A 20,863-nucleotide genomic window follows, 5' to 3' on the forward strand; every position below is an offset into this window, starting at 1 on the left:
AGTACAACAGGCGTCGTGTGGACTTCTTTCACGGCTTCCGCTCTGCCTTTTGGGAAGACGAGGAAGGGCCTTCAGTCGCTACGCCTTCAGGTCGTTTTCCAGCACGACGCGATACCGCGCCTTGCCCGCACGGACGTGATCGAGCGCTTCGTTCACCTTCGTGAGCGGGAACGTTTCCGTGACCGGCTCGATCTTGTGCCGGGCGCAGAACGCGAGCATGTCTGCCGTTGTGACCGGGCTGCCGAGCGGCGACCCGGAAAGCGATTTTTGCGGCATAATCATCGCCATCGCCGGAACCGCGATCGGTTCGAGCACCGCCCCCACGAAGTGCAGCCGGCCCTTCGGCGCGAGCGCCGTGATGTACGCCGGCCAGTTTAGCGGCACGTTCACGGTCACGAGGATCAGGTCGAGCGTCCCCGCGATCTTCTGCATGGCCGCATCGTCCTTGGAGTTGACGACGTGGTGCGCGCCGAGCCGTTTCGCCTCATCGGTCTTTCCGGCCGAGGACGAGAACGCGACCACCTCACAGCCCCACTTGTTCGCGAACTGCACCGCCATGTGCCCCAACCCGCCGATCCCGACGATTCCGACGCGGTGCGTGGGGCGCACGTCGAACTGTACGAGCGGGTTGAACACCGTTAGCCCGCCGCAAAACAACGGACCGGCCTTCACCGGGTCGATCCCTTCGGGTAGAGGAGTTGCCCAGGCCCAGTGCGCACGGACCTTGTTCGCGAACCCGCCGTGGCGCCCGACGATCGTTTGCTCCGCGGTCGGGCAGAGATTGTGGTCGCCGCTCATGCACTGCCGGCAGCGCATGCAACTCTGCGAGTACCAGCCCAGGCCGACGCGCGTGCCCGGCTTCACGGTCGCGACGCGCGAACCGACCGCGGTCACGGTGCCGACCACCTCGTGCCCCGCGACCAGTGGGTACGCGCTCATGCCCCAATCGTTGTCGAGCATCGACAGGTCCGAGTGGCAAATCCCGCAGTGCGAAACGGCGATCTCCACCTGCTCGTCGCCGAGCGCGCCGGGATCGTACTCGAACGCTTTCAACTCGCCCTTGGGCTGCTGTGCTGCGAACGCGCGAATCGACATTGGCTTGCTCCGTGAAAGTGGTTGTGGTTACTTGCCCTTCACCCAACGAACAGCGGTTTCGGCGACGCGCTGTCCCAAAAGCACGGCCGTCTTGCGGTCGCCCTCGTTCACTTTCTCCTGCCCCCACGCCGTTTGCGCCATCACGCCCCCGTACCCGGCCAGCCGGTTCAACTTGTCCGCTTCGTACCCCTCGACTTTGATACCGGGGCTGACCCAAACCATGCTGTGCTGCATCGCGTTCACCCACAGTCCGATGAGCGTGCTCTGCTTGTCCCCGCTCAGGTTCTGCGAGTGCGTGAATGCGGCCGCGATCTTGTCCTTCCACCCCTGGGCCATCCACACCTCGCTGGACGTGTCGATGAACGCTTTGAACTGCGCGGCGTACCCGCCCATGTATGTCGGGGTGCCGAACACGATCGCGTCGGCCGCTGCGAGTTTCGCCATCACCGAGGGGTTCTTCCACCGGCCCTCGACAATATCCGCGCCAACGAGCCGCACCAGTTCAACGGTCGTGCCGCTCACGCCCTTCGCGCCCTCCGCAACGGCCTCGGCGAGCTGATGCGTGTGCCCCTGCCCGGAGAAATAGACGATCGCGACCGTTGCCATGACACTGCTCCTGAATGACGTGAGAGCGGAGAGGTGCGATTGGGTTACTGCGCCAGGAACCCGCCGTCCACGGGCAGCGAAATCCCGGTGGTGAACTTCGCCTCGTCGCTCGCGAGATAGAGGACGGCCGCGGCCACTTCTTCCCCGCGCCCCATCCGCCCGACCGGGTGCATCGAAGCGAGTGCCTTCCCCTGTTCGCTGTGCTCTCCGCCGACGAACCGATCGATCATCTCTGTCACGATTGCGGCCGGGGCCACAGCATTGACGCGGACACCTTGTTTTGCGTACTCCAGCGCCGTCGACTTCGTGATCCCTTCGACCGCGTGCTTGGTCGCGATGTACACGGACACGCCGCTCATACCGATGTGCCCCCCGACGCTCGATGTGTTGATGATCGCCCCACCGCCGGTCTTCAGTATCGCCGGGACTTCGTATTTCATGCTCGCGAGGACGCCCCACACGTTGATGTCGAACACGCGCCGGTATTCTGCTTCCGTGACCTCCGTGACCGGCCCCATTGATTCGACCCCGGCGTTGTTGAACGCGACGTCGAGCCGGCCGAACTTCGCGACCGTTTCCTCGACGAGCCGCTTCACGTCTGCTTCTTTCGCGACATCGGCTTGCACGAATGCCGCTGTGCCGCCGGCTTTCTTGATCTCCTCGACGACCGCCAGACCCTCTGTTTCGCGCCGACCGGAGAGAACGACTTTCGCGCCCTCTTTGGCGAACGCGACAGCCGTTGCCCGACCGATTCCGCTCGTTCCACCGGTCACGAGTACGACCTTACCGCTGAACCGCGCCATGACATGTTCCTCGAATTTCGTCGCGATCGCGCCCAAAGCCCGGGCCGGTGCCGCGGCGTGAAGGTGATGTGAAGCCGACCTTACGAACTTGATGCGGGGAACTACCGGAAGTTAACACCGGGCTTACAGCGACGAAAAACTTCTCCCGGGCACGCGACTACGACGATTGCAACGCTCCACCTCTGGCGTTAGTTTCTCTTCCACCACACCAAACCAACGCAGGTGTTTTATGGACCTCAATGACGGCCAAATTTACGAAATGCAGGGTTCCGGTAAGAACCCATACAAGATCAAGAACGTTGGTGGAGTGTACTCCTGCTCCTGCCCCGCGTGGCTCAATCAGAACGCGCCGAGTAACGCACGGACGTGCAAACACATCCGCAAGCTCCGCGGCGATGCGGTCGAAGAACAGCGCCTCGCGAGCGCGGGGGAGCTGCTACCCCCAAAACCCAAAGGCGCGGAAGATAAGAAAGAACTGCCGCTGCTCCAGGGCGAACCCTGGGACGAGAAACAAGACCTCACCGGCTGGTGGATGAGCGAAAAGCTCGACGGCGTGCGGGCCTACTGGGACGGCAAACAGTTCCTCTCGCGGGGGTACAACATTTACTACGCCCCGGACTGGTTTACTGCGGGACTGCCCGATCACCCGCTCGACGGCGAACTGTGGATCGCGCGCAAGAAGTTCCAGTCTGCCACCGATATTGCAAAAAGCCAGGGAGCCCCGGATCGCTGGAAAGACCTCAAATTCCTCGTTTTTGATGCCCCTGATGTCCCCGGCCCGTTCGAGGACCGGGTGAAGTTCCTGGCTTCCGCGGCACCAACCTGGAAGACCACATATACCTCTTTGGTCGAACACATCGCTTGCACCGGGAACGACCACGTTCGCGCCGAACTTGAGAGAGTGACCGGACTCGGAGGTGAGGGCCTCATGCTGCGTAAACCCGGCTCCCACTACGAGCGCGTGCGCTCCTCAACGATCCTGAAGGTCAAGAAGTTCCTCGACATGGAAGTGGTCGTAACGGACTACGAGCCGGGCGAGGGCCGACACGCAGGGCGCGTGGGGGCGCTGTGGGTGCGCCTGAGCACCGGCGTTAAATGCAAAGTCGGTACGGGCCTGAAAGACAAGGACCGCGACAATCCGCCTGCGAAGGGAAGCATCATCACCGTGAAGTACCAAGAGTTGACCGACGACGGCGCGCTGCGGTTCCCCGTGTACGTCGGTCCGCGCCCAGATGGGCACCCGAACGCCGCACCGCCCACGCGCAAAAAGGAAACGTTCGTTCCCGTTCCGGAGCCGGCGAAGATCGAGAAAGTCACCGTCGCGGTGGCGCCTCCAGCGCCTGTGGCCGTCCCCGTAACGCCGCCGAAATCGGCGGAAGCCCCGAAACCCAAGTCCGAACCCAAACCCGTTCCTGCTTCTCCCCCAATTTCATTCGGAGGATCGACGATGGATACGACGACTAAACGGTATTTCGAGTTCGTGGACGGTTCGTCTAGCAAATTCTGGGAAGTTTGGACTGAAGGAACCGATGTTGTCACGCAGTGGGGCAAGATCGGCACCCCCGGTCGCGAGACGCGCAAGGAGTTCACGGACGCTGCGAAGACGCAGAAGGAGTACGACAAACTCGTCACCGAGAAGACTGGCAAGGGCTACTCGGAGAAGCCGCGCCCGGCGTAACAAAGAACACGGCACGGTCCCGCGGTCACCGGCTCGCGAGCCGGTGACCGTTTCCTTTCGCGGCTCAATTCGGCGCGATTCAAATTTTGGGAATTCCGCGTATTCACGACTGTCGGAAGTACAGGCACGAAGGCGCGCAAAAGAAATCCTGCGCGTTGACCAACCGCGCGCGCTGGCACTAAGAATAGTCTCGTCCCGTCACCGTTCGTTACTCGCGATCGTTGTTCGCCGTCCCCCGCGCGGTCCCCATCCCGCGCCGATTGTTCGCACTCGTACCCCCTTCAGCGGGCCGGCTGATTCCGGCCGTGTTGCCTTATTTTCTTTGTCCGGCGGTCGCGTCTCGCACCGCGACCGCCTCCCTTGCGCGCCGCGCGGCCCAACGCGCAGTGGCCCCGGCGCGCACTGAAAGGAACGCCTTTAATGTCCGCGACCGCTCGCACGCTCTCCCAGTTCCTGCCGAAGCTCGACGCCCTCGAACAGCGCGAAGTCCCTGCGGTACTCGCTATTTTCAACACCTCGACCCTCAGCGTCATTGGGGACGGAAACGCAAACAACATCGTCGTTTCCGCCGACGCTACGGGCAAACTGCAGGTAACCAACAACGGCGCGGCCGTTACCATCAACACCACATTCGGGTCCGCGAACAAAGCCAACCTGCAAACGGTCAACGTCGATGCAAAGGGAGGCGACGACACGATCAACTTGGACCGCTCCCTGAACGTACTCGATGCCAACGGCAAGCTCGCCGCGGCCCCCAACGGCACGCTCTCGGGCGGCAGCGGAAACGACCGCATCAGCTCCGGGATCGGGGGCTTCGTTGGCGGAGTGGTTGGCAACGCGATCGTCGGTAACCTCGTGATGGACGGCGGGTCCGGCGACGACTTCCTCGACAGCGGGTTCGGCAACGACGTGATGCTCGGTGGGAGCGGGAACGACACGCTCCGCTGGCTGCCCGGCACGCTCGTAGACACCTTCGACGGCGGCAGCGGAAACGACACCGCGGTCATCGTCGGCAACGGTAACAACCAGGGCGATGCGTTCCGGCTCGACGCGGACCCGACCACGGGCGGCGCGCTCTTCCAGCGCACCAACCTCGTGCCGTTCAAGATCGGCATCACGACCACCGAAAACGTGGTGATGCAAACGCAGAGCGGTGACGACACGATCACCGTGACCGCACTGGCCGGCACCGGCGTGAAGACGGTGACAATGGATGGGGGTGACGGAAACGACGTGCTCGACGGCTCGGCCGCCGACGTGAAACTTCAACTCGTCGGCGGGGCCGGTGACGACACGCTCATCGGCGGTTTGAAGGACGACATCTTGGTGGGTGGTGACGGGAACGATTCGCTGGTTGGTGGGAAAGGTACTGACGTGCTCGACGGCGGTGCGGGAAACGACACTCTTGATGTTGGCACAAAAGACTGCAAGCAGGACGTACTCATCGGTGGGAGCGGTGCCGACACGTTCATCCGTCGGCAGGTGAACAAGTCCACCTCCCCGTCCCCGCAGTTCGATGACGTGCTGCTCGACTTCAGCGCTACGGACGGCGACGTGACGAAGATCATGTTCGTGTAAAAGACAGAGAGCAGAGATCGGAAGACAGAGAACAGAGAGCGTGTCGGTTTTGTAGCCCCGGATGGGGCGACCGAGTGTAGCCAGGGGTGAAGCGCAGCGCAACCCCTGGCGAGGCCGCATCGCGACAAAAAGACCGCGTGTGTTTGCGGCAGGCGCGTTGGGAGCGCGTTGCGTTCGCGGAAGCCCGCCGGGGTTGCGCTCCGCTTTACCCCGGCTACTCGCTCACGCCCCATCCGGGGCTACAAAAACAACGCGCACCGGCCTTCTCGTTCTCTGTCCTCTGCCTTCTGGATCTCTGATCTCTAGTTTCTGATCTCTGGCTTCTGACCTCTGATCCCTCTCAGGCCACTTCCTTTTTGCCGAACGGGTTCTGCTCGGCCCACACCTTCTCGGCCGCCGCTTTCTGTTCGGCCGTGAGGGGGTGGCTGAACGACCATGCGTGCCCGAACGGGTCCACGATTTGGCCGTACCGGTCGCCCCAGAACATATCCGCGGCCGGCATCGTGACCGTGGCACCGGCCTGTTGCGCCTTCTCAATGGCCGCATCGCAGTTCGGCACGCACCAGTGCAACGTGACCGGCGACGGACCGGCCGGCGCACGCGACACGCCCCCGCAGTATTCGGGGAAGTCGTCGCACAGGAATAGTGTCGCGTCGCCGATCTTGAGCGCCGCGTGCATCAGGCGCCCGTCCTCAGTGGGCATGCGGGCCAGTTCCACGGCGCCGAGAGCGGCCACGTAGAACTCGATCGCTTTCGCACCGTTCTTCACCACCAGGTGCGGAATCAGGCCGTTCTTTTCGGACATCGCGAACCCCCTTGAGGAAAGGAACTGCGAGAATCTTGCCGCTCACACCGTGGCGGCGCAATGTCAGTTGCGTGCAGATTTTGATCGCACGTTCACGTAAACAATCGGACACCGGCCGCCCGCAAATGAACCTTTCTTGCAAAATTGGTGTCAGAAGACCTACCCCTTCCTGAAAGCAAGGGAGTGAGACTATCGATCATCGACTCCGACTTTTCTCCCCTTCCCTTCAGGTCAGGGAGGGAGGATGGGGGTAGGTATCTCATCATGAACGCGATCCGCAAATACCCTCGCACACGGCACCTGATCGGCTCGCGCCTGCAACCGGGCGACGAAGACCTCGACGCGGTGCCGATGACCGAGTTAAAGGGCCGGCACGTCGTCATCGAAGAAAAGATGGACGGCGCCAATTGCGGGATCAGCTTCGGCCCGGACTACGCGCTCCGCTTGCAGAGCCGCGGGCACTACCTGACCGGCGGGCCGCGCGAGCGCCAGTTCGACCTGCTGAAGCAGTGGGCCGGCGCGATATCGGACCGGCTCCTCGACCGGTTGATGGACCGCTTCGTGATGTACGGCGAGTGGATGTACGCGAAGCACACCGTTTACTACGATGCGCTCCCGCACTTCTTCATGGAGTTTGATGTTCTCGATACCGAGACGGGTGAATTCCTCGACACCCCGCGCCGCGCGGAACTGCTGACGGATTTGCCCGTGAAGCCTGTAAAAGTGCTGTTCGCGGGAGAATTCCCGGGCGAGGAGTATTTGCGGGCGCTCGTCGGCCCATCACACTTCATCACCCCGAATGCCCCGGTGCAGATGCGCGAGGACGTGGCGCGCCTCGGTTGGGACGTGGAACGCGCCGCGCGCCAGACTGATCTTTCGGGCGTGATGGAGGGCCTGTACGTCAAGGTGGAAGAGAACGGCGCCGTCACCGAGCGATACAAATTCGTGCGCGCCGAGTTCCTACAAACGGTAACCGCGGACGGTCACTGGCAGGACCGCCCGCTCGTCCCCAACCGACTCGCGGAAGGGGCGGAGTTGTTTGAGTGAGATTCGTTCATTGAATCGTCGGTCACGGCCGTATTCACCCGGGACGGTTCGGGCGAACGGCCGGTGTAAGCCGGCCGGTGAGAGCGACGGCAATGTCCGGGAGCGCGAGCCAATCCCGGATGCGAGCGACAACGTGCTCCGGAACCTCTCACCGGCCGGCTTACACCGGCCGTTCGCCCGAGCCGCTCGCAAGCGCCAAGACAAAACGAATCAAGCGATCAACTTCTCCACCACCTCACCGTGAACGTCGGTGAGCCGGAAGTCGCGCCCCTGGAGCCGGTAGGTCAGCTTCTCGTGGTTCAGCCCGAGTAAGTGGAGGATGGTCGCGTTCAGGTCGTGAACGTGAACGTGGTCCTCCACCACATTGAAGCCGAGGTCGTCGGACTTGCCGAGCACCAGCCCCGGCTTCACCCCGCCGCCCGCCATCCACACGGAATAACAATTCGGGTGGTGGTCGCGCCCGTCGTTACCGCCCTGAACCATCGGGGTGCGTCCGAACTCGCCGCCCCAAACCACGAGCGTGTCCTTCAAGAGCCCGCGCTGCTTCAAGTCCTTCACGAGCGCGGCGCTCGCCTTGTCGGTCTTGCCGCACTCGGATTTCAGTCCGTTCGTCAGCCCGCCGTGGTGGTCCCAAGCTTCGTGGAACAGTTGCACGAACCGCACGCCGCGCTCGATCAGGCGCCGGGCGAGTAGGCAGTTGTTCGCGAAACTCGGTTTGCCCGGCTCCGCGCCGTACATCGCGAGCGTTTCCTTCGTCTCCTTGCTCAGGTCCATGAGTTCCGGCGCGCTGCTCTGCATCCGCCCGGCCATCTCGTAGGCCGAGATGCGCGCGGCAATTTCCGGATCGCCGACCACATCGAGGCGCTTCTTGTTCAGCGCGTTGATCGCGTCGAGCGATTCCTTCTGCATCGCAGAATCGACCCCGGCGGGGTTGCTCAGGAACAGCACCGGGTCGCCCGCGGAACGGAACAGCGTGCCGGCGTGACTCGATGGCAAGAAGCCGCTCCCCCAGCACGAGTTCCCGCCGCTCGGTCCCTTGCTCCCGCTGCTGAACACCACAAATCCGGGCAGGTCTTTCGACTCGCTACCCAAACCGTAGGTGACCCACGCACCCGCACTCGGCCGGCCGAACTGCTGGTGCCCGGTGAGCGCCATGATTTGCGCCGGCGCGTGGTTGAACGCATCCGTGTTCATCGACTTCACGATGGCGATGTCATCGACCACTTCGCCGAGGTGCGGGAGCAGTTCACCGAGTTCGGTGCCGTTCTTGCCGAACTTTTTGAACTTGAATTTCGGCCCGAGCAGCTTCGAGTTCGGGTTGATGAACGCGGCCCGGTAGTTCCGGAGCAGGTCCGGCGGCGGGAGCGTGCCGTCGAACTTCGCGAGTTGCGGTTTGTTGTCGAACAGTTCCAGGTGGCTCGGCGCACCACCCATGAACAGGTAGATGACGCGCTTGGCTTTCGGCTCGTGGTGCGCCTTGGGCTTCGGGGCATCGTTCGCGCGGGCCATGTCCGCCAGCGCGATCGAACCGAGGCCGACGCCACAATCCCGGAGGAACCACCGGCGGTTGAGCAACTGCTGTCGGGCGGCGAACACGTTCGTCTGCGAGGAGAAGGTGGACATCACTTGTTCTCCTGCGATTCGCGGACGAACACGTTCATGAGCTCAAGCCCCTCGGCAGCCTTGAACGAGATGGGAGCGGCCCCCGGGGCCTTTTCGACTCGAAACGTCTGACGCTGCCACGTTCCCGGTTTAGCCCCGTTCGGGAGCGATACCGTGAGAGGCGCTCCGCCGACGGACACAACGCACTGCGCCTTCTCCGTCTTCTGCGGAACCTTCCAGTCGAAGACCAGTTCGGCCGCGCCGTACTTCTTCTCGCTCACCAGATCCGCCTTGCCCGCTGCTTTCAGCACGGCCCCCTCCACCTTCCACGCGCCCTTCTCTGTGGTCCAACCCTTCAGGTCGGTGCCGTTGAACAGCGAGACGTGTCCCTCCGCGACCTTCGCGATCTCTTCCGGCTTCGGGTTCGTGCTCGGCAGTTCCTTGATTTTGATGTTCTTGAAGTGGCACTCCGCGCCTTCGCTCTCCAGCGCGAGGTAGCCCTTGCGCGGGTTGCTCTTGCTCACGCCCGAAACTTCCTTGCCGTTCACGTGCAACTTGATGGCGCCGTCGTTGGCGATGACCTTGTAGTGGTTCCATTCGCCGCCCCCCTTCACACGGTTCTCGCTCGGCAGGCAGCGCTCCATGCCCTTGCGGGTCGGGTGCGGTCGATCGGGCGCGCAGCGCGCGCCGTGGATGCTGAAGATGTCGCCGTGGCTCGTCGCCCAGCCGTCCTTCGGAGCGTAGTTGATGAGCACCTGCACCTCAATCCCGCGCGTGTACTGCGTGCCGACGGCCGGGAGCGGATCGCCCCACACGAACAGTCCGCTGTTCGCCATCTTTTCCTTCTCAACGTGCATCCAGTCGAAGTCGAGCTCGAAGTTCTCGTACTGCTTCTCGGTACGGAGGAAGCCCGTCGGAGTACCCGTCGTGATGATCTCGTCGCCCTTCACGAAGAACGTGTCGGGGTGACAATTCACGTTCACCCAACCGTCGAAGTTCTTGCCGTTGAACAGTGCCTTCGCCTCACCCTCATTGGGCGCGCCCGCGGCCGGCTTCGATTTATCTTCGGCCGGAAGTAACGATACGCACGCGGCGAGAGTGGCGATCGTGAGTGTTCGGTGGAGAGAGGTCATATCGTTCCTTGCTTTGGTGTTTCGTTCCCGGTTCCGAATTCCGCGCTCCGCGATTCTCGCGGTCATTCCTTCGTAACTGTTTCGTCCAGGTTGAGAAGCACGCGCGCTACCATCGTGAACGCGCCCCAATCCGCGAAGGTGAAGCCCTCGGGCTTCGTGTCGGGGTCTTTGGTGCCGGTAGCGATTTCGGCCGCGTTCGCTTCGCCCTCCTCGAACCGCTTACGGGTCTTCTCCAACACGGTGGAGAGGATCGCGAGTTCGTCCGCGGTGGGCTTGCGCGAGACGCACGAGCGGAACGCGAACGTGAGGCGCTCGGGGTCCGTTTTGCCGCCTTCGAGAACGGCGCGCTTGCCGAGCGCGCGGGCCGATTCCACGAAGATGGTTTCGTTCAGTCCCGTGAGCGCCTGGAGCGGCGTGTTCGTGCGCGTGCGCTTCACGCAAGATGCTTCGCCCACCGGTACATCAAACACCGTGAGCGCCGGGTACGGTGTCGAGCGCCGGCGGAACGTGTACAGGGCGCGCCGGTAACGATCTTCGCCTCGCGCCTCCACCCACTCGAACGGGCCGTAGCTCGCGGGTGGCTTGAAGAGGAAGTCGGGCGCGGGCGTGAACACGCTCGGCCCACCGACCTTCGGGCTCAGTAGCCCGCTGGCGGAAAGCGCGATGTCGCGCACGATCTCGCCATCGGCCCGGAACCGCGCGCCCCGCGCGAGCAGCTTGTTCTCCGGGTCTTTGGCGAGCAGTTCGGGCGTAACGCGCGACGATTGCCGGTACGTCGCGCTCGACACGATGAGGCGATGGAGGTGCTTGAGGGACCACGACTCGCCGGGACGTGTATCGCCCCCGACCTTGCGGTCGGGGCTCACCGGGTACATGAACTCGCTGGCCAACCAATCGAGCAATTCCGGGTGCGTGGGTTTGTTCCCCTGGAGGCCGAATTCTTCGGGCGAAGTCATCAGACCCGCACCGAAGTACACCTGCCACACGCGGTTCACGATCGCGCGCGACGTGGTCGGCGACTTCTTGTCCACGAGCCACTTCGCGAGCGTGAGCCGACTCGACTCGGCGTCTTTTGGTAGCGCGTGCAAGAACGCGGGGACGCCCGCACTCACCTTCGCGCCGGGGCGCAGGAAGTCGCCGCGCTTCAGGATGCTCGTCGGGCGCGAGTCGTCGCGGCGCTCCGCGACCAAGCTCGTGGAGCCTTCCGGCCACTCCTTCCAAAGTGCTTCGATTTTCTCGTTCGCGTCCTTGAAGTCTGCTACCGTCGTGCGCCAGTGCGCGAACGTGGTTTGCGCCTGGCCCGCATTGCGCTTTGCGGTCGGAACGGCGAGTGCTGCATGCACGAGTGGCGGGAGCGGTTGAGCTTCCGGCTTCGGTTCATCCGTCACACTCAGCCGGAAGCGGCCGAGGTTGTTGTTCATGTGATCGTCGCTGTTCCATCCGCCGTGCATCTGCTTCAAGTTGAAGTGCAACGTGCCACCATCCGGAAGTTCGATCGGCTTTTCGGGCACGAACACCGCGACGCGGGGAACGTTCCGCCGACCGGGACCGGCATCGATACCCCACGCGGTATCGTCCTTGCCATCAATGGCGAACTCGACCGGCCCGGTTACGCGGCGGCGATCAGTTTTGTCGTCGAAGTTGGCCTCCAGTGAGCGCTCGGGGTTCGCGTAGTCCGCAGCGGCCTTCACGAACTTCACCTTCGTGCGCTTGCCGGGTTCTTTCGCGGACTCCACTTCCACAATGAACTCACTCAGAGCACTCGTGCCCATAAACGACCGCCCGGGTCCGCCGCACGGCAAGTTCGGGTCGTTGAGTTGCTCGATCCGGAACGCGGCGATCGTCTTCACGGGACTCGGCCCGCGCATCAGCGTGCTGAATTTCGTGGGCGCGTACCCCTGCGCGAGTACCGACCCGTCCTTTTGCGGGATGTACCGCTGCGAATTGTCCCCGGCGTTCTCGACGGTGACGGTCTTCCACGACGGCTCCTTCTTGGCTCCTTCCTCCCACTTCGCGAGCTGCTTCGCCCAGTCCGCGTTCACTTCCTTGAGTTTCGTCTCGATCTCGGTGATCTGTGACCGGATGCGATTGATTGCCACGCGCTCGGGCGCGGTGTAGACGACTCGTTGCGCTTCGTGATCGTTGTTGAGGTACGCGAACAGCCGGTAGTATTCTTCCTGCGAGATCGGGTCGAATTTGTGGTCGTGGCACTGGGCGCACGCGACACTCAGGCCGAGGAATGCTTTGCCGACCGCGTCCATCCGGTCGAACATCGCGTCCATGCGGAACTGTTCGGGATCGACTCCGCCCTCTTCGTTCAGCATCGACATCCGGAGGAAGCCCGTCGCGACGATCTGATCTTGTGTCGGGTTCGGGAGCAGGTCGCCCGCAATTTGTTCGATGGCGAACTGGTCGAACGGCAGATCGCGATTGAGCGCGTTAATGACGTAGTCGCGGTACGCCCAAACCCGGCGCGACATGTCTTTTTCGTAACCGTCGCTGTCGGCGAAGCGGGCCGCATCGAGCCACCACCGCGCCCAGCGCTCGCCGTAGTGCGGCGACGCGAGCAACTTCTCAACGAGGCGCTCGTATGCGTCCTCTCGCGTGTCCGCAACGAACTCATCCACCTCCTTCGGCGTGGGCGGCAGGCCGATGAGGTCGAGATACAGGCGCCGGCAAAGGGTGACGCGGTCCGCTTCCGGCGACGCCTTCAACTTCTCTTTGTCGAGTCGCGACAGAATGAAGCGATCGATTTCATTGCGGATCGCGGATCGCGGGTGTTGAGTTTCCGGCACCACCGGGCGCGCGGGCGCTTTGAACGCCCAGTGCGTCTTCGCCGCAGGCGTATCGATCCCGCGAGAGGGTGTGGCGATCAAACTGGCAAACAGCGCGAGCAAAACCGGAATCGCGATTCGTGGCATGGAATGCTCATTGTCGTGGCGAGCGCGGGAGAGCACAATGGCGGCGCAGCGCCTGGGGCGCTCGAGGCAAATTGTACCGCACACCCGCGCTCCGATTCACCTCGGAAATTGCCGCATTACGAGCGGGTTTACCAAAGGAGGCATCCATGTCGCGTGTCTGGTTCGCACTCGCATTCACGCTTGCCCTCGCACCGCTTGCGCGGGGGGAGGAACCGCCCGTGGTAAAGCTCTGGCCCGGAAAAGCGCCAGGGGAAACCAAAGACATCGGCGCGGAGAAGTTTCTGGAGCAAAAGGGACCGAACGATGTGAAGCGGCTCGGCAATGTGAGCGAGCCGACCATCACCATCTATTCGCCACCGAAGGACAAGAACACCGGCACCGCGGTCGTTGTGGCGCCCGGTGGGGGTTACAGCATTCTGGCGATCGAGCACGAGGGTTCGGACGTGTGCGCTTGGTTGAACAAGCTCGGCGTCACCGCTGTGCTGCTGAAATACCGCGTGCCGAAGCGCGACGCGCAAGCGCCCGAGAACCTCGCGATGGTGCAGGACGCGCAACGAGCAATTAGCCTCGTTCGCAGCAGACAAAAAGAACTGGGTATCGATCCCACGCGCGTCGGGATGCTCGGGTTCTCTGCGGGCGGGCACCTGACGGTTTGCACCGCGCTCACCAAGAAGCGGATGTACGAGAAGATCGATAAGGCGGACGAGGTCTTCAGTCACGAACCGAATTTCGCGATCCTCGTGTACCCCGCGTACCTCACCGACAAAGAGGGCAAACTGAAGCCGGAATTCGAGGTAAAGGTCGATTCGCCACCGATGTTCTTCGCGCACTCGTCCGACGACCCGGTCACAAGTGAGGGGAGCACCGCGCTTTACATGGCGCTGACGAAGAACAAGGTGCCCGCGGAACTACACCTCTACGCGAGCGGCGGGCACGGGTACGGCATGAAGAAAACTTCGCACCCGTGTGCGGCCTGGCCCGACCGGGCCGGCGATTGGCTGAAAACACGCGGGTTACTCGAAGCGCCGAAGCCGTCGATCGGGACCGGCGACAAGAAGTAGCGCGACACGGGGGTGCGGGGCGTAGAATTTCCCCGCCCACTTCTCGCGGAGTGCTTCATGCGGTTCCACGCCCTCGCTACCGATTACGACGGCACCATTGCTCACGACGGTGTCGTGGACGACGATACGCTCGCGGCCCTTGAGCGCCTGAAGAAGTCCGGGCGCAAACTCGTGATGGTGACCGGCCGCGAACTACCCGATTTGCTCGCGATCTTCCCGCGCATCGACCTGTTCGACAGCGCCGTCGTCGAGAACGGCGCGGTCATTTACATCCCAGCCACCAAAGAAGTCCGCGTTCTCGTCGAACCCCCTCCGCCCGCGTTCGCGGAAACTCTCCGCACGCGCGGGGTTACGCCGGTCTCCACCGGACACGTCATCGTTGCCACGTTCGAGCCGCACGAAAACACCGTTCTTGACACCATTCGCGACATGGGCCTCGAGTTGCAGGTGATCTTCAACAAGGGCGCCGTGATGGTGTTGCCCTCGGGGGTGAACAAGGCCACGGGCCTCGCCGCGGCGCTCACGGAACTGGGGCTGTCACCGCACAACGCGGTCGGAGTCGGGGACGCGGAGAACGATCACGCATTCCTCAAAGTGTGCGAGTGCTCGGCCGCGGTCGCGAACGCGCTCCCCGCGGTGAAGGACACGGCCGATATCGTGACGGCGGGGAAGCGGGGCGCCGGGGTCGCGCAACTCATCGACAAAATGGTTGCCGACGACCTTTCTGACCTGAAAACGCTTGCCCGACACCGTATTCCTGTGGGCGAAACCGAAGATAAACAGGAAGAAACGATCGACCCGGCGGGGGCCGGCGTACTGGTGTGCGGTACCTCCGGGAGCGGCAAATCGACGCTCACGACCGCGCTCATGGAGCGCATCGCGGACGCCGGGTACCAGATCCTCGTGGTGGACCCCGAGGGCGACTACACCAACCTCGAATTCGCCACTGTGCTCGGCAGCCACCAGCACGCCCCGCGGCCCGAAGACATAGCCGACGCCCTGAAAGACACGAAGCGCTCGATCGTGGTGAACCTGCTCGGCGTTCCGCTCGCCGACCGCCCCGCGTTCTTCGCACAGCTCTTGCCGCGTGTGCTCGAAGAGAAGGCCCGCACGGGGCGCCCGCACTGGCTCGTTGTGGACGAGGCGCACCACATGCTCCCGGCGGGGCCGAACGCGGCGAACCTCGCCACGCAGCTACCCGATCGCGGCACGCTGTACATCACCGTTCACGCGAGTGCAATGGAACCGACCGCGCTCCAACACGTTGGCACGCTGCTCGTGATCGGCGGGCACCCGGTCAAGACGATCGAGACGTTCTGCAAGGCGACCGGCGAAAGTAAGCCGAAGTGCCCGGCGGTTGAGGGGGACAAGCTGCCGACCGGCGACACGATGATGTGGCGCCGCGGGGAGAAGAACGCGGTCATCGTTCACACGAAACCGCCCCGCACCGAGCGCAAGCGGCACTCGCGCAAGTACGCCGAGGGCAACGTCGGCCCGGAGCGGAGCTTCTACTTCCGCGGCGCGGAAGGGAAGTTGAACCTGAAAGCGTCGAACCTGTTCCTGTTCGTGCAACTGGCCGACGGGGTGGACGACGAGACCTGGGACTTCCACCGCAAGAGCGGCGACTACTCGAAGTGGATCCGAGACCAGATCAAGGACAACCAACTCGCCGACGAACTAGCCGAGATCGAAGCGGATTCCGCGGCCGCGCCGAAGGACACCCGCGCCGCGGTCCGCGCCGCGATCGAAGCGCGTTACACACTGCCGAGCGACGCCCCGAGTGGCAAGATTGATTGAGGAACTAATGGTTACGCCCAAGCGACCCGCCAAACGCGCGCCCAAGGAAACGACGGCGCTGAAAACCGGTGCGCCCCCGGAGCCCGAACCGAAACCGAAGAAGCCGCCGCGACCACGATCCATTCTCGTGGTGGACATCGGCGGAACGAACCTGAAGGTGCTCGCGTCCGGGGAAACGGAACCGCGGCGGCACCCGTCCGGCCCGGGTTTCACCCCGCAGCAGATGGTCGAGATCGTTCGCGAACTCACGACCGACTGGAAGTTCGACGCGGTCTCGATCGGCTACCCCGGTCAAGTCGGCGACCACGGCCCGCGCCAGGAGCCGGGCAATCTCGGTGCCGGCTGGGTCGGGTTCAACTACGCGGCCGCGTTCGAGTGCCCGGTGCGGATCATCAACGACGCCGCGATGCAGGCGCTCGGCAGCTACGACGGCGGGCGGATGCTGTTCTTGGGTTTGGGTACGGGTCTCGGCTCGACGCTCATTGCCGAAAACGTGATCGTACCGCTGGAACTGGGCAACATCCCGGAACCGGGGGGCCGCACGCTCGGCGAGATACTCGGGCGCCGTGGGCTGAAACAGATCGGTAAGAAGCGGTGGCGCAGGGCCGTGGCCTGGGCGGTACCGGCACTGATGGCGGCGATGCTCGCGGACTATGTGGTGATTGGGGGCGGGAACGCGAAGCAAATCAAGGTTCAGCCGCCCGGTTCGCGCTTGAGCAATAATCTGACCGCGTTCCGCGGCGGCTTCCGGCTGTGGCACCTGGAAGACGTTCACACGCTGCGCGACGGTGACGAACAACCGCCCGAGCCACCCAAGACGGCCGACTGGCGCCTGATCTGAAAGTAGTCGGCTCACCGCGATGCAACGAGCGAGTACAACCGCGCCCGTTCATGAGAACTGCGCCGCCCTGTTGACACACCGCACGGTCCACGGCATATCCGCATTCAATTCGAGCAGTTGACGCCCGGGTCCGCTACCGCCCCGCCATGCCATGTGGGGCGAGCTCGGCGTCAACAGTTAAGGGGAACACCCGTGCGGACCCGTTCACGCGCCAGGCAACTGGCGCACCTGGGTCTGGTCCTGGCCGCTTCCGCGACCGGGTGCCAGACGTTTCATCCGTCCACGCCACTCACCGTTCACGTTCGCGACGCCGAAACTCAAGCGCCCGTTCCCACAGCGACCGTTCGCGTTTGGCGCTTCGGCTCGCACAGCGAGGAGCGGGACCAGACCGTCTCGACCGGCGCGGACGGGAGCGCCCACACGCGCCTCGCCCCGCCCGACGAGGGCGGCGTCATGGTCGAAGTGACGGCCCCCAATCACCTCCCCACGCAAACCACGTTGCCGCGAGACGTTGTGGACGCGCTGGCGTCCGCCAAGCGGTTCCACCCGTACACGGGTCCGCCACTCGAAGTAACCGTGGACGTGTTCGCGGGTCCGCGCCCGACGGCCGAACTCGTCCTCCCGGTCGGGTTCCGCGGAACGATTAAGGCGGAAGTCCGCGTGCGCAAGGACGGACCGTGGACCGCGGGTCAGCGCTCGTTCTCTTACACCGTTCCCGAGAACGGCGTTGTTCGGGTCGAAGGTCCGGCGGTGTTCGGGCAGGGTAGTGGTCCTGATATCGTTGCCAAATTCGCGGACGGAACGCCGTTGCCGAAGGAAGCAAAGAACGAAGAAGTGGCTCTGCGGTGGGTCCGGCGCGAGGGGACGGATGTGACCTTTGTGGTCGGCACGAACGCAGACGCGGACGCGATTCGCCGCACGTTGGGTGGCGCTGATTCGGATCACAGCCAGCGTGCGAGCTCGGGCGGACAGGGCGGCGGGCGCCGCGGGGGTGGGGGTGGAGGAGGCGGGCGCGGGGGCGGTGGTGGGCGAATGGGGCGCTAACCAGATAGGTTCTCGAAGCGTCGGAGAAATTGACCGCGAAGCACTCCACGACCACGGACAAACGGAGCGCGAACGGGGCTGTCGAACTCTGTGGTGACGATCGCGAGCGATGGCGCCCAACCGCCGCCCTCCCGCTCGCGAAGTTGAAAGAGCGAGGCGCGAACAGCGGCCTCGCTCACTTCCTGAATCAGCTCCGAACGCAACTCGTTCCGCTGTTTGCACCCCGGTCAGTTAAACATCTTCACCCCACCCGTTCGGTCCAGCGGCACATGATGTCGGTGCGCATCACGTACTTGCGCCCGTCCGCGACCGGCGCGCCGCGGTGGTAAATGCGGTGCGGGAACACCAGCGCCTTGCCCGCCTCCGGTTGCACGCGCACGATCGGGTCGTCACTCCGCGTCCCGCCGTGGGAGCGCAGATTGAACTCGGTCGCGCCGCCGGCCACCCCACCGCTCAGGTAGATCATGAACGTGAACGCGCTCCGCTCCAACGGTGATCGCTCGTAAGCGCCGTCGAAGTGCCAGTCGAACTGCTGCCCCGGATCGTAGCGATAGAACCGGAACCGCTCGTTGAGCCCGACCGGGAGCCAGAACTGTACGCGCTCCGGCACGAATATCTTCAGCCGATCCCAGATCGTTTCGGCGATCCGGGAATCGTCGATCATCACGCGGTCGTTGTTGCGAATGTCCTTCCGCATAACGGGGCCGCTCATCGTTGTGATCGGCGCGTCGCCGTAGCCCGCGGATTCGGTCATCGCGATGTAGTAATCGCACTCGTCCGGGGAGAGGAAGTCGTGAACGACGAACAGGTCGTCGCGTTCCGATAGGAACTCTTTGCGCATCTCGGCCACGGTACACCTCCGCGTTGTCGCCGCCGACCACGAAAACACGGACACGCGACCCGCGAAAAGGCTCGCGACAAGTTTTCGGTTCGTAACGAAGTCCGCCGACCCGGGCCGCCCACACGAGCCTTACGAAACGCGCCCCGCGAGCAATTTCACCAGTTCCGCGACGGACCCGGCGCTCACCTTCTTCATGAGCCGGGCGCGCCGGTCCTCCACGGCCCGGACGCTGAGTCCGAGTGCGTCGGCCATTTCCCGGTTCGATTTCCCGGCCGCGATCATTTCCAGCACTTCGCGCTCCTTCGCGGTGAGAGCCGCGAGCCGGGCGTCCGCGTCCGCGGTCTGCTGTTTTGCAGCACGATCGGTCCGGTCTTTCTCCAGCGCGCGCCGGATGTGCGTGAGCAATTCGTCTAACCGGAACGGCTTTTCCAACAGCGTGAGCGCGCCGAGCGTCATCGCTTCCACCGCGATCCGCACGTCCGCGTGCCCGCTAATCATGACCACGGGAATTGTTGCACCGGAGTCGGCGAGCGCGCGCTGGAGCTCCAATCCCGTCATCCCCGGCATCCGCATATCGAGGACGAGGCACCCGGGCTGGTCGTGATCGTGCTCGGCGAGGAACGCGGCGGCCGATGTGAACGTGCGGACCGGGTGCCCGAGTAACCTTCCCGCGCTCGCCAGCGCGCGGCCGACGGCCTCGTCGTCATCGACCACAAAAATCGTCGGTTCCGTGCTCACGCCTTTTCCTCCCGGTAGATCGGCAGCACGCAGGTGAGCTCCGCCCCACCTTCGGGCCGCGTCGCGGCCGTCAGGGCGCCGCCGTGGGTAACCACAATGGACCGACTGATCGCGAGCCCGAGCCCCATGCCGTCGGGCTTTGTGGTGTAGAACTGCTCGAACGCGCGCTTCGGATCGGCCAACCCCGGACCGGTGTCGCGCACGCGAACGGTGAGCCAGTCGCCTTCCGGTAACGTTTCCATGACAACGGTCCTCGGGCCGCTACCGGCTTCAACGGCTTCGATCGCGTTCTGAAGCAGGTTAAAGAGTACCTGCTCGAGTTGCACGCGGTCGCCATACGTTGGGGGGAGCGGGTCGGCGGCCAAATGCAGTTCCACACTCACCCCGGTCCGCCGCGCGCGCCAGTCGAGGAGTCGCGCCACGACGCGCACGACCTCGTTTAAGTCTACTGACCCGCGCTCGGCGCTGGTGCGCCGAACCGTGTGGCGGATCGAGCGCACGATCTCGGCCGCCCGGTGCGACTGCTCCGCGACTTCGTCCAGCGCGGCCCTCAGTTCGCCGGACGTTGACTCGGTCGCCAGGAGCGCGGCCATGTCCGCCTGGAGGCACACCGCGGCGAGCGGCTGGTTCAGTTCGTGCGCGAGAACCGTGGCCAGTTCGCCCGCGACGGCCAACCGGCTCATCCGGGCGAGGTCCGCTTCGTGCTGCCGGACCTTCGCTTCGGCCCGGCGCCGGAGCACCCCGAGGAGGGTCGTCATCCCGATCGCGAACAGCGCGAGGCACCGGTTCACGATCACCTTCCACATCTCCGTGTTGCCGCGTTCGGGCACGATTTCCATCTTCGCGAAGGTCAGCACCGCACAGAGCACGGCCACCGTCGGCCCGACCCACGCGGGTTTCGCGCCCAGCGCGATGAGCACCGCGAACGTGTACGGCACCGCGCTCGCTACGCCGAGCGGGAGGCACAAGTCCACTGCGAATACGGTCGCGACCAACACGAGCGCGAGTACCGCAGGGCGCGTTGCTCGAACTCGGCGCATCATGCGTCACTCGCTTGTTCTGCCCGCATCGTGCGCTGGAGAGAGGCACTCGCGCGCCGCAATTGCACGAACTGCGGGCGTCCGGCGCACCCCGGGAAAATAGCGTTCAAGTAGTGAATCCACTGAATTTCGCACGAGAAATCGGCGTGGTTTTCCACGTATTTGGCTCCGGCGCTTGTGGCGTTCCACTAGTCTGGCACACCAAATGCAATCCCCGAACCGCATAACAACGA

The 20,863-nt window shown here is 63.9% G+C and carries 17 protein-coding genes; 7 read left to right on the forward strand and 10 right to left on the reverse strand.

Annotated elements, in window-relative coordinates; genetic code table 11:
• Positions 1 to 78 precede the first annotated feature (78 nt).
• The 3 genes from ahr to J8F10_RS27575 are packed head-to-tail and all read right to left on the reverse strand — an operon-like array spanning position 79 to position 2,504.
• Positions 79 to 1,095 (reverse strand): NADPH-dependent aldehyde reductase Ahr, encoded by a 1,017-nt coding sequence (gene ahr, locus J8F10_RS27565; RefSeq protein ID WP_210659503.1) that lies wholly within the window; start codon positions 1,093 to 1,095, stop codon positions 79 to 81.
• Between the two features lie 27 nt (positions 1,096 to 1,122).
• Entirely contained in the window at positions 1,123 to 1,701 is a 579-nt protein-coding gene (locus J8F10_RS27570) for a flavodoxin family protein (protein ID WP_210659505.1), read from the reverse strand.
• 44 nt (positions 1,702 to 1,745) lie between these two features.
• Positions 1,746 to 2,504: a glucose 1-dehydrogenase gene (locus J8F10_RS27575; RefSeq protein ID WP_210659507.1), complete on the reverse strand. Its 759-nt coding sequence runs from the start codon at positions 2,502 to 2,504 to the stop codon at positions 1,746 to 1,748.
• Positions 2,505 to 2,733: 229 nt separating this feature from the next.
• Between J8F10_RS27575 and J8F10_RS27580 the strand changes: the two genes are divergently transcribed.
• Positions 2,734 to 4,182 (forward strand): DNA ligase, encoded by a 1,449-nt coding sequence (locus tag J8F10_RS27580; protein WP_210659509.1) that lies wholly within the window; start codon positions 2,734 to 2,736, stop codon positions 4,180 to 4,182.
• Between the two features lie 420 nt (positions 4,183 to 4,602).
• Complete coding sequence (locus tag J8F10_RS27585; RefSeq protein ID WP_210659511.1) at positions 4,603 to 5,760, forward strand: calcium-binding protein; 1,158 nt, start codon at positions 4,603 to 4,605, stop codon at positions 5,758 to 5,760.
• Between the two features lie 340 nt (positions 5,761 to 6,100).
• Here J8F10_RS27585 and J8F10_RS27590 read toward each other — a convergent pair whose 3' ends face one another.
• A complete protein-coding gene (locus J8F10_RS27590) occupies positions 6,101 to 6,565 on the reverse strand; it encodes a VOC family protein (RefSeq protein ID WP_210659513.1) in 465 nt (154 codons plus the stop codon).
• A gap of 264 nt (positions 6,566 to 6,829) precedes the next feature.
• Here J8F10_RS27590 and J8F10_RS27595 point away from each other — a divergent pair, with 264 nt between their 5' ends.
• Complete coding sequence (locus J8F10_RS27595; protein WP_210659514.1) at positions 6,830 to 7,612, forward strand: RNA ligase family protein; 783 nt, start codon at positions 6,830 to 6,832, stop codon at positions 7,610 to 7,612.
• A gap of 210 nt (positions 7,613 to 7,822) precedes the next feature.
• Here the strand turns inward: J8F10_RS27595 and J8F10_RS27600 are convergent, their stop codons facing one another.
• The 3 genes from J8F10_RS27600 to J8F10_RS27610 all read right to left on the reverse strand — a co-directional run bounded on the left by J8F10_RS27600 (position 7,823) and on the right by J8F10_RS27610 (position 13,268).
• Positions 7,823 to 9,235, reverse strand: a complete 1,413-nt coding sequence (locus J8F10_RS27600) for a DUF1501 domain-containing protein (RefSeq protein WP_210659515.1) — start codon at positions 9,233 to 9,235, stop codon at positions 7,823 to 7,825.
• A complete protein-coding gene (locus J8F10_RS27605) occupies positions 9,235 to 10,347 on the reverse strand; it encodes a family 16 glycoside hydrolase (RefSeq protein WP_210659516.1) in 1,113 nt (370 codons plus the stop codon). The genes J8F10_RS27600 and J8F10_RS27605 overlap by 1 nt, the downstream gene beginning before the upstream one ends.
• 62 nt (positions 10,348 to 10,409) lie before the next feature.
• On the reverse strand, positions 10,410 to 13,268 hold the full coding sequence (locus tag J8F10_RS27610; protein WP_210659517.1) for a DUF1549 and DUF1553 domain-containing protein: 2,859 nt from the start codon (positions 13,266 to 13,268) through the stop codon (positions 10,410 to 10,412).
• A gap of 146 nt (positions 13,269 to 13,414) precedes the next feature.
• On the opposite strand from J8F10_RS27610, the gene J8F10_RS27615 reads away from it, so the two are divergent.
• The 4 genes from J8F10_RS27615 (at position 13,415) to J8F10_RS27630 (ending at position 18,011) form a co-directional block, all read left to right on the forward strand.
• Entirely contained in the window at positions 13,415 to 14,329 is a 915-nt protein-coding gene (locus tag J8F10_RS27615) for an alpha/beta hydrolase (protein WP_210659518.1), read from the forward strand.
• 57 nt (positions 14,330 to 14,386) lie between these two features.
• Positions 14,387 to 16,126 carry an HAD family hydrolase gene (locus J8F10_RS27620; protein WP_210659519.1) on the forward strand — a complete coding sequence of 580 codons (1,740 nt, stop codon included), beginning with the start codon at positions 14,387 to 14,389 and terminating at the stop codon, positions 16,124 to 16,126.
• A 7-nt stretch (positions 16,127 to 16,133) separates the two neighbouring features.
• Positions 16,134 to 16,967 (forward strand): ROK family protein, encoded by an 834-nt coding sequence (locus J8F10_RS27625; protein ID WP_210659520.1) that lies wholly within the window; start codon positions 16,134 to 16,136, stop codon positions 16,965 to 16,967.
• A gap of 192 nt (positions 16,968 to 17,159) precedes the next feature.
• On the forward strand, positions 17,160 to 18,011 hold the full coding sequence (locus tag J8F10_RS27630; protein ID WP_210659523.1) for a hypothetical protein: 852 nt from the start codon (positions 17,160 to 17,162) through the stop codon (positions 18,009 to 18,011).
• Positions 18,012 to 18,252: 241 nt separating this feature from the next.
• Here the strand turns inward: J8F10_RS27630 and J8F10_RS27635 are convergent, their stop codons facing one another.
• The 3 genes from J8F10_RS27635 to J8F10_RS27645 all read right to left on the reverse strand — a co-directional run bounded on the left by J8F10_RS27635 (position 18,253) and on the right by J8F10_RS27645 (position 20,633).
• On the reverse strand, positions 18,253 to 18,852 hold the full coding sequence (locus J8F10_RS27635) for a 2OG-Fe(II) oxygenase (RefSeq protein WP_246524496.1): 600 nt from the start codon (positions 18,850 to 18,852) through the stop codon (positions 18,253 to 18,255).
• Positions 18,853 to 18,981: 129 nt separating this feature from the next.
• Positions 18,982 to 19,590 (reverse strand): response regulator transcription factor, encoded by a 609-nt coding sequence (locus tag J8F10_RS27640; RefSeq protein WP_210659527.1) that lies wholly within the window; start codon positions 19,588 to 19,590, stop codon positions 18,982 to 18,984.
• Positions 19,587 to 20,633 (reverse strand): sensor histidine kinase, encoded by a 1,047-nt coding sequence (locus tag J8F10_RS27645; protein ID WP_210659529.1) that lies wholly within the window; start codon positions 20,631 to 20,633, stop codon positions 19,587 to 19,589. Before J8F10_RS27645 ends, J8F10_RS27640 begins: the two co-directional genes overlap by 4 nt.
• Positions 20,634 to 20,863: the final 230 nt, after the last annotated feature.

It is taken from the genome of Gemmata palustris (genome assembly GCF_017939745.1).
Lineage (GTDB): Bacteria > Planctomycetota > Planctomycetia > Gemmatales > Gemmataceae > Gemmata > Gemmata palustris.

Coding starts and splice junctions, on each gene's coding strand:
- J8F10_RS27595 (WP_210659514.1), top strand. CDS start 6,830: ATGAACGCGATCCGCAAATACCCTCGCACACGGCACCTGATCGGCTCG.
- J8F10_RS27615 (WP_210659518.1), top strand. CDS start 13,415: ATGTCGCGTGTCTGGTTCGCACTCGCATTCACGCTTGCCCTCGCACCG.
- J8F10_RS27585 (WP_210659511.1), top strand. CDS start 4,603: ATGTCCGCGACCGCTCGCACGCTCTCCCAGTTCCTGCCGAAGCTCGAC.
- ahr (WP_210659503.1), bottom strand. CDS start 1,095: ATGTCGATTCGCGCGTTCGCAGCACAGCAGCCCAAGGGCGAGTTGAAA.
- J8F10_RS27600 (WP_210659515.1), bottom strand. CDS start 9,235: ATGTCCACCTTCTCCTCGCAGACGAACGTGTTCGCCGCCCGACAGCAG.
- J8F10_RS27570 (WP_210659505.1), bottom strand. CDS start 1,701: ATGGCAACGGTCGCGATCGTCTATTTCTCCGGGCAGGGGCACACGCAT.
- J8F10_RS27605 (WP_210659516.1), bottom strand. CDS start 10,347: ATGACCTCTCTCCACCGAACACTCACGATCGCCACTCTCGCCGCGTGC.
- J8F10_RS27620 (WP_210659519.1), top strand. CDS start 14,387: ATGCGGTTCCACGCCCTCGCTACCGATTACGACGGCACCATTGCTCAC.
- J8F10_RS27610 (WP_210659517.1), bottom strand. CDS start 13,268: ATGCCACGAATCGCGATTCCGGTTTTGCTCGCGCTGTTTGCCAGTTTG.
- J8F10_RS27645 (WP_210659529.1), bottom strand. CDS start 20,633: ATGATGCGCCGAGTTCGAGCAACGCGCCCTGCGGTACTCGCGCTCGTG.
- J8F10_RS27625 (WP_210659520.1), top strand. CDS start 16,134: ATGGTTACGCCCAAGCGACCCGCCAAACGCGCGCCCAAGGAAACGACG.
- J8F10_RS27575 (WP_210659507.1), bottom strand. CDS start 2,504: ATGGCGCGGTTCAGCGGTAAGGTCGTACTCGTGACCGGTGGAACGAGC.
- J8F10_RS27580 (WP_210659509.1), top strand. CDS start 2,734: ATGGACCTCAATGACGGCCAAATTTACGAAATGCAGGGTTCCGGTAAG.
- J8F10_RS27635 (WP_246524496.1), bottom strand. CDS start 18,852: ATGCGCAAAGAGTTCCTATCGGAACGCGACGACCTGTTCGTCGTTCAC.
- J8F10_RS27590 (WP_210659513.1), bottom strand. CDS start 6,565: ATGTCCGAAAAGAACGGCCTGATTCCGCACCTGGTGGTGAAGAACGGT.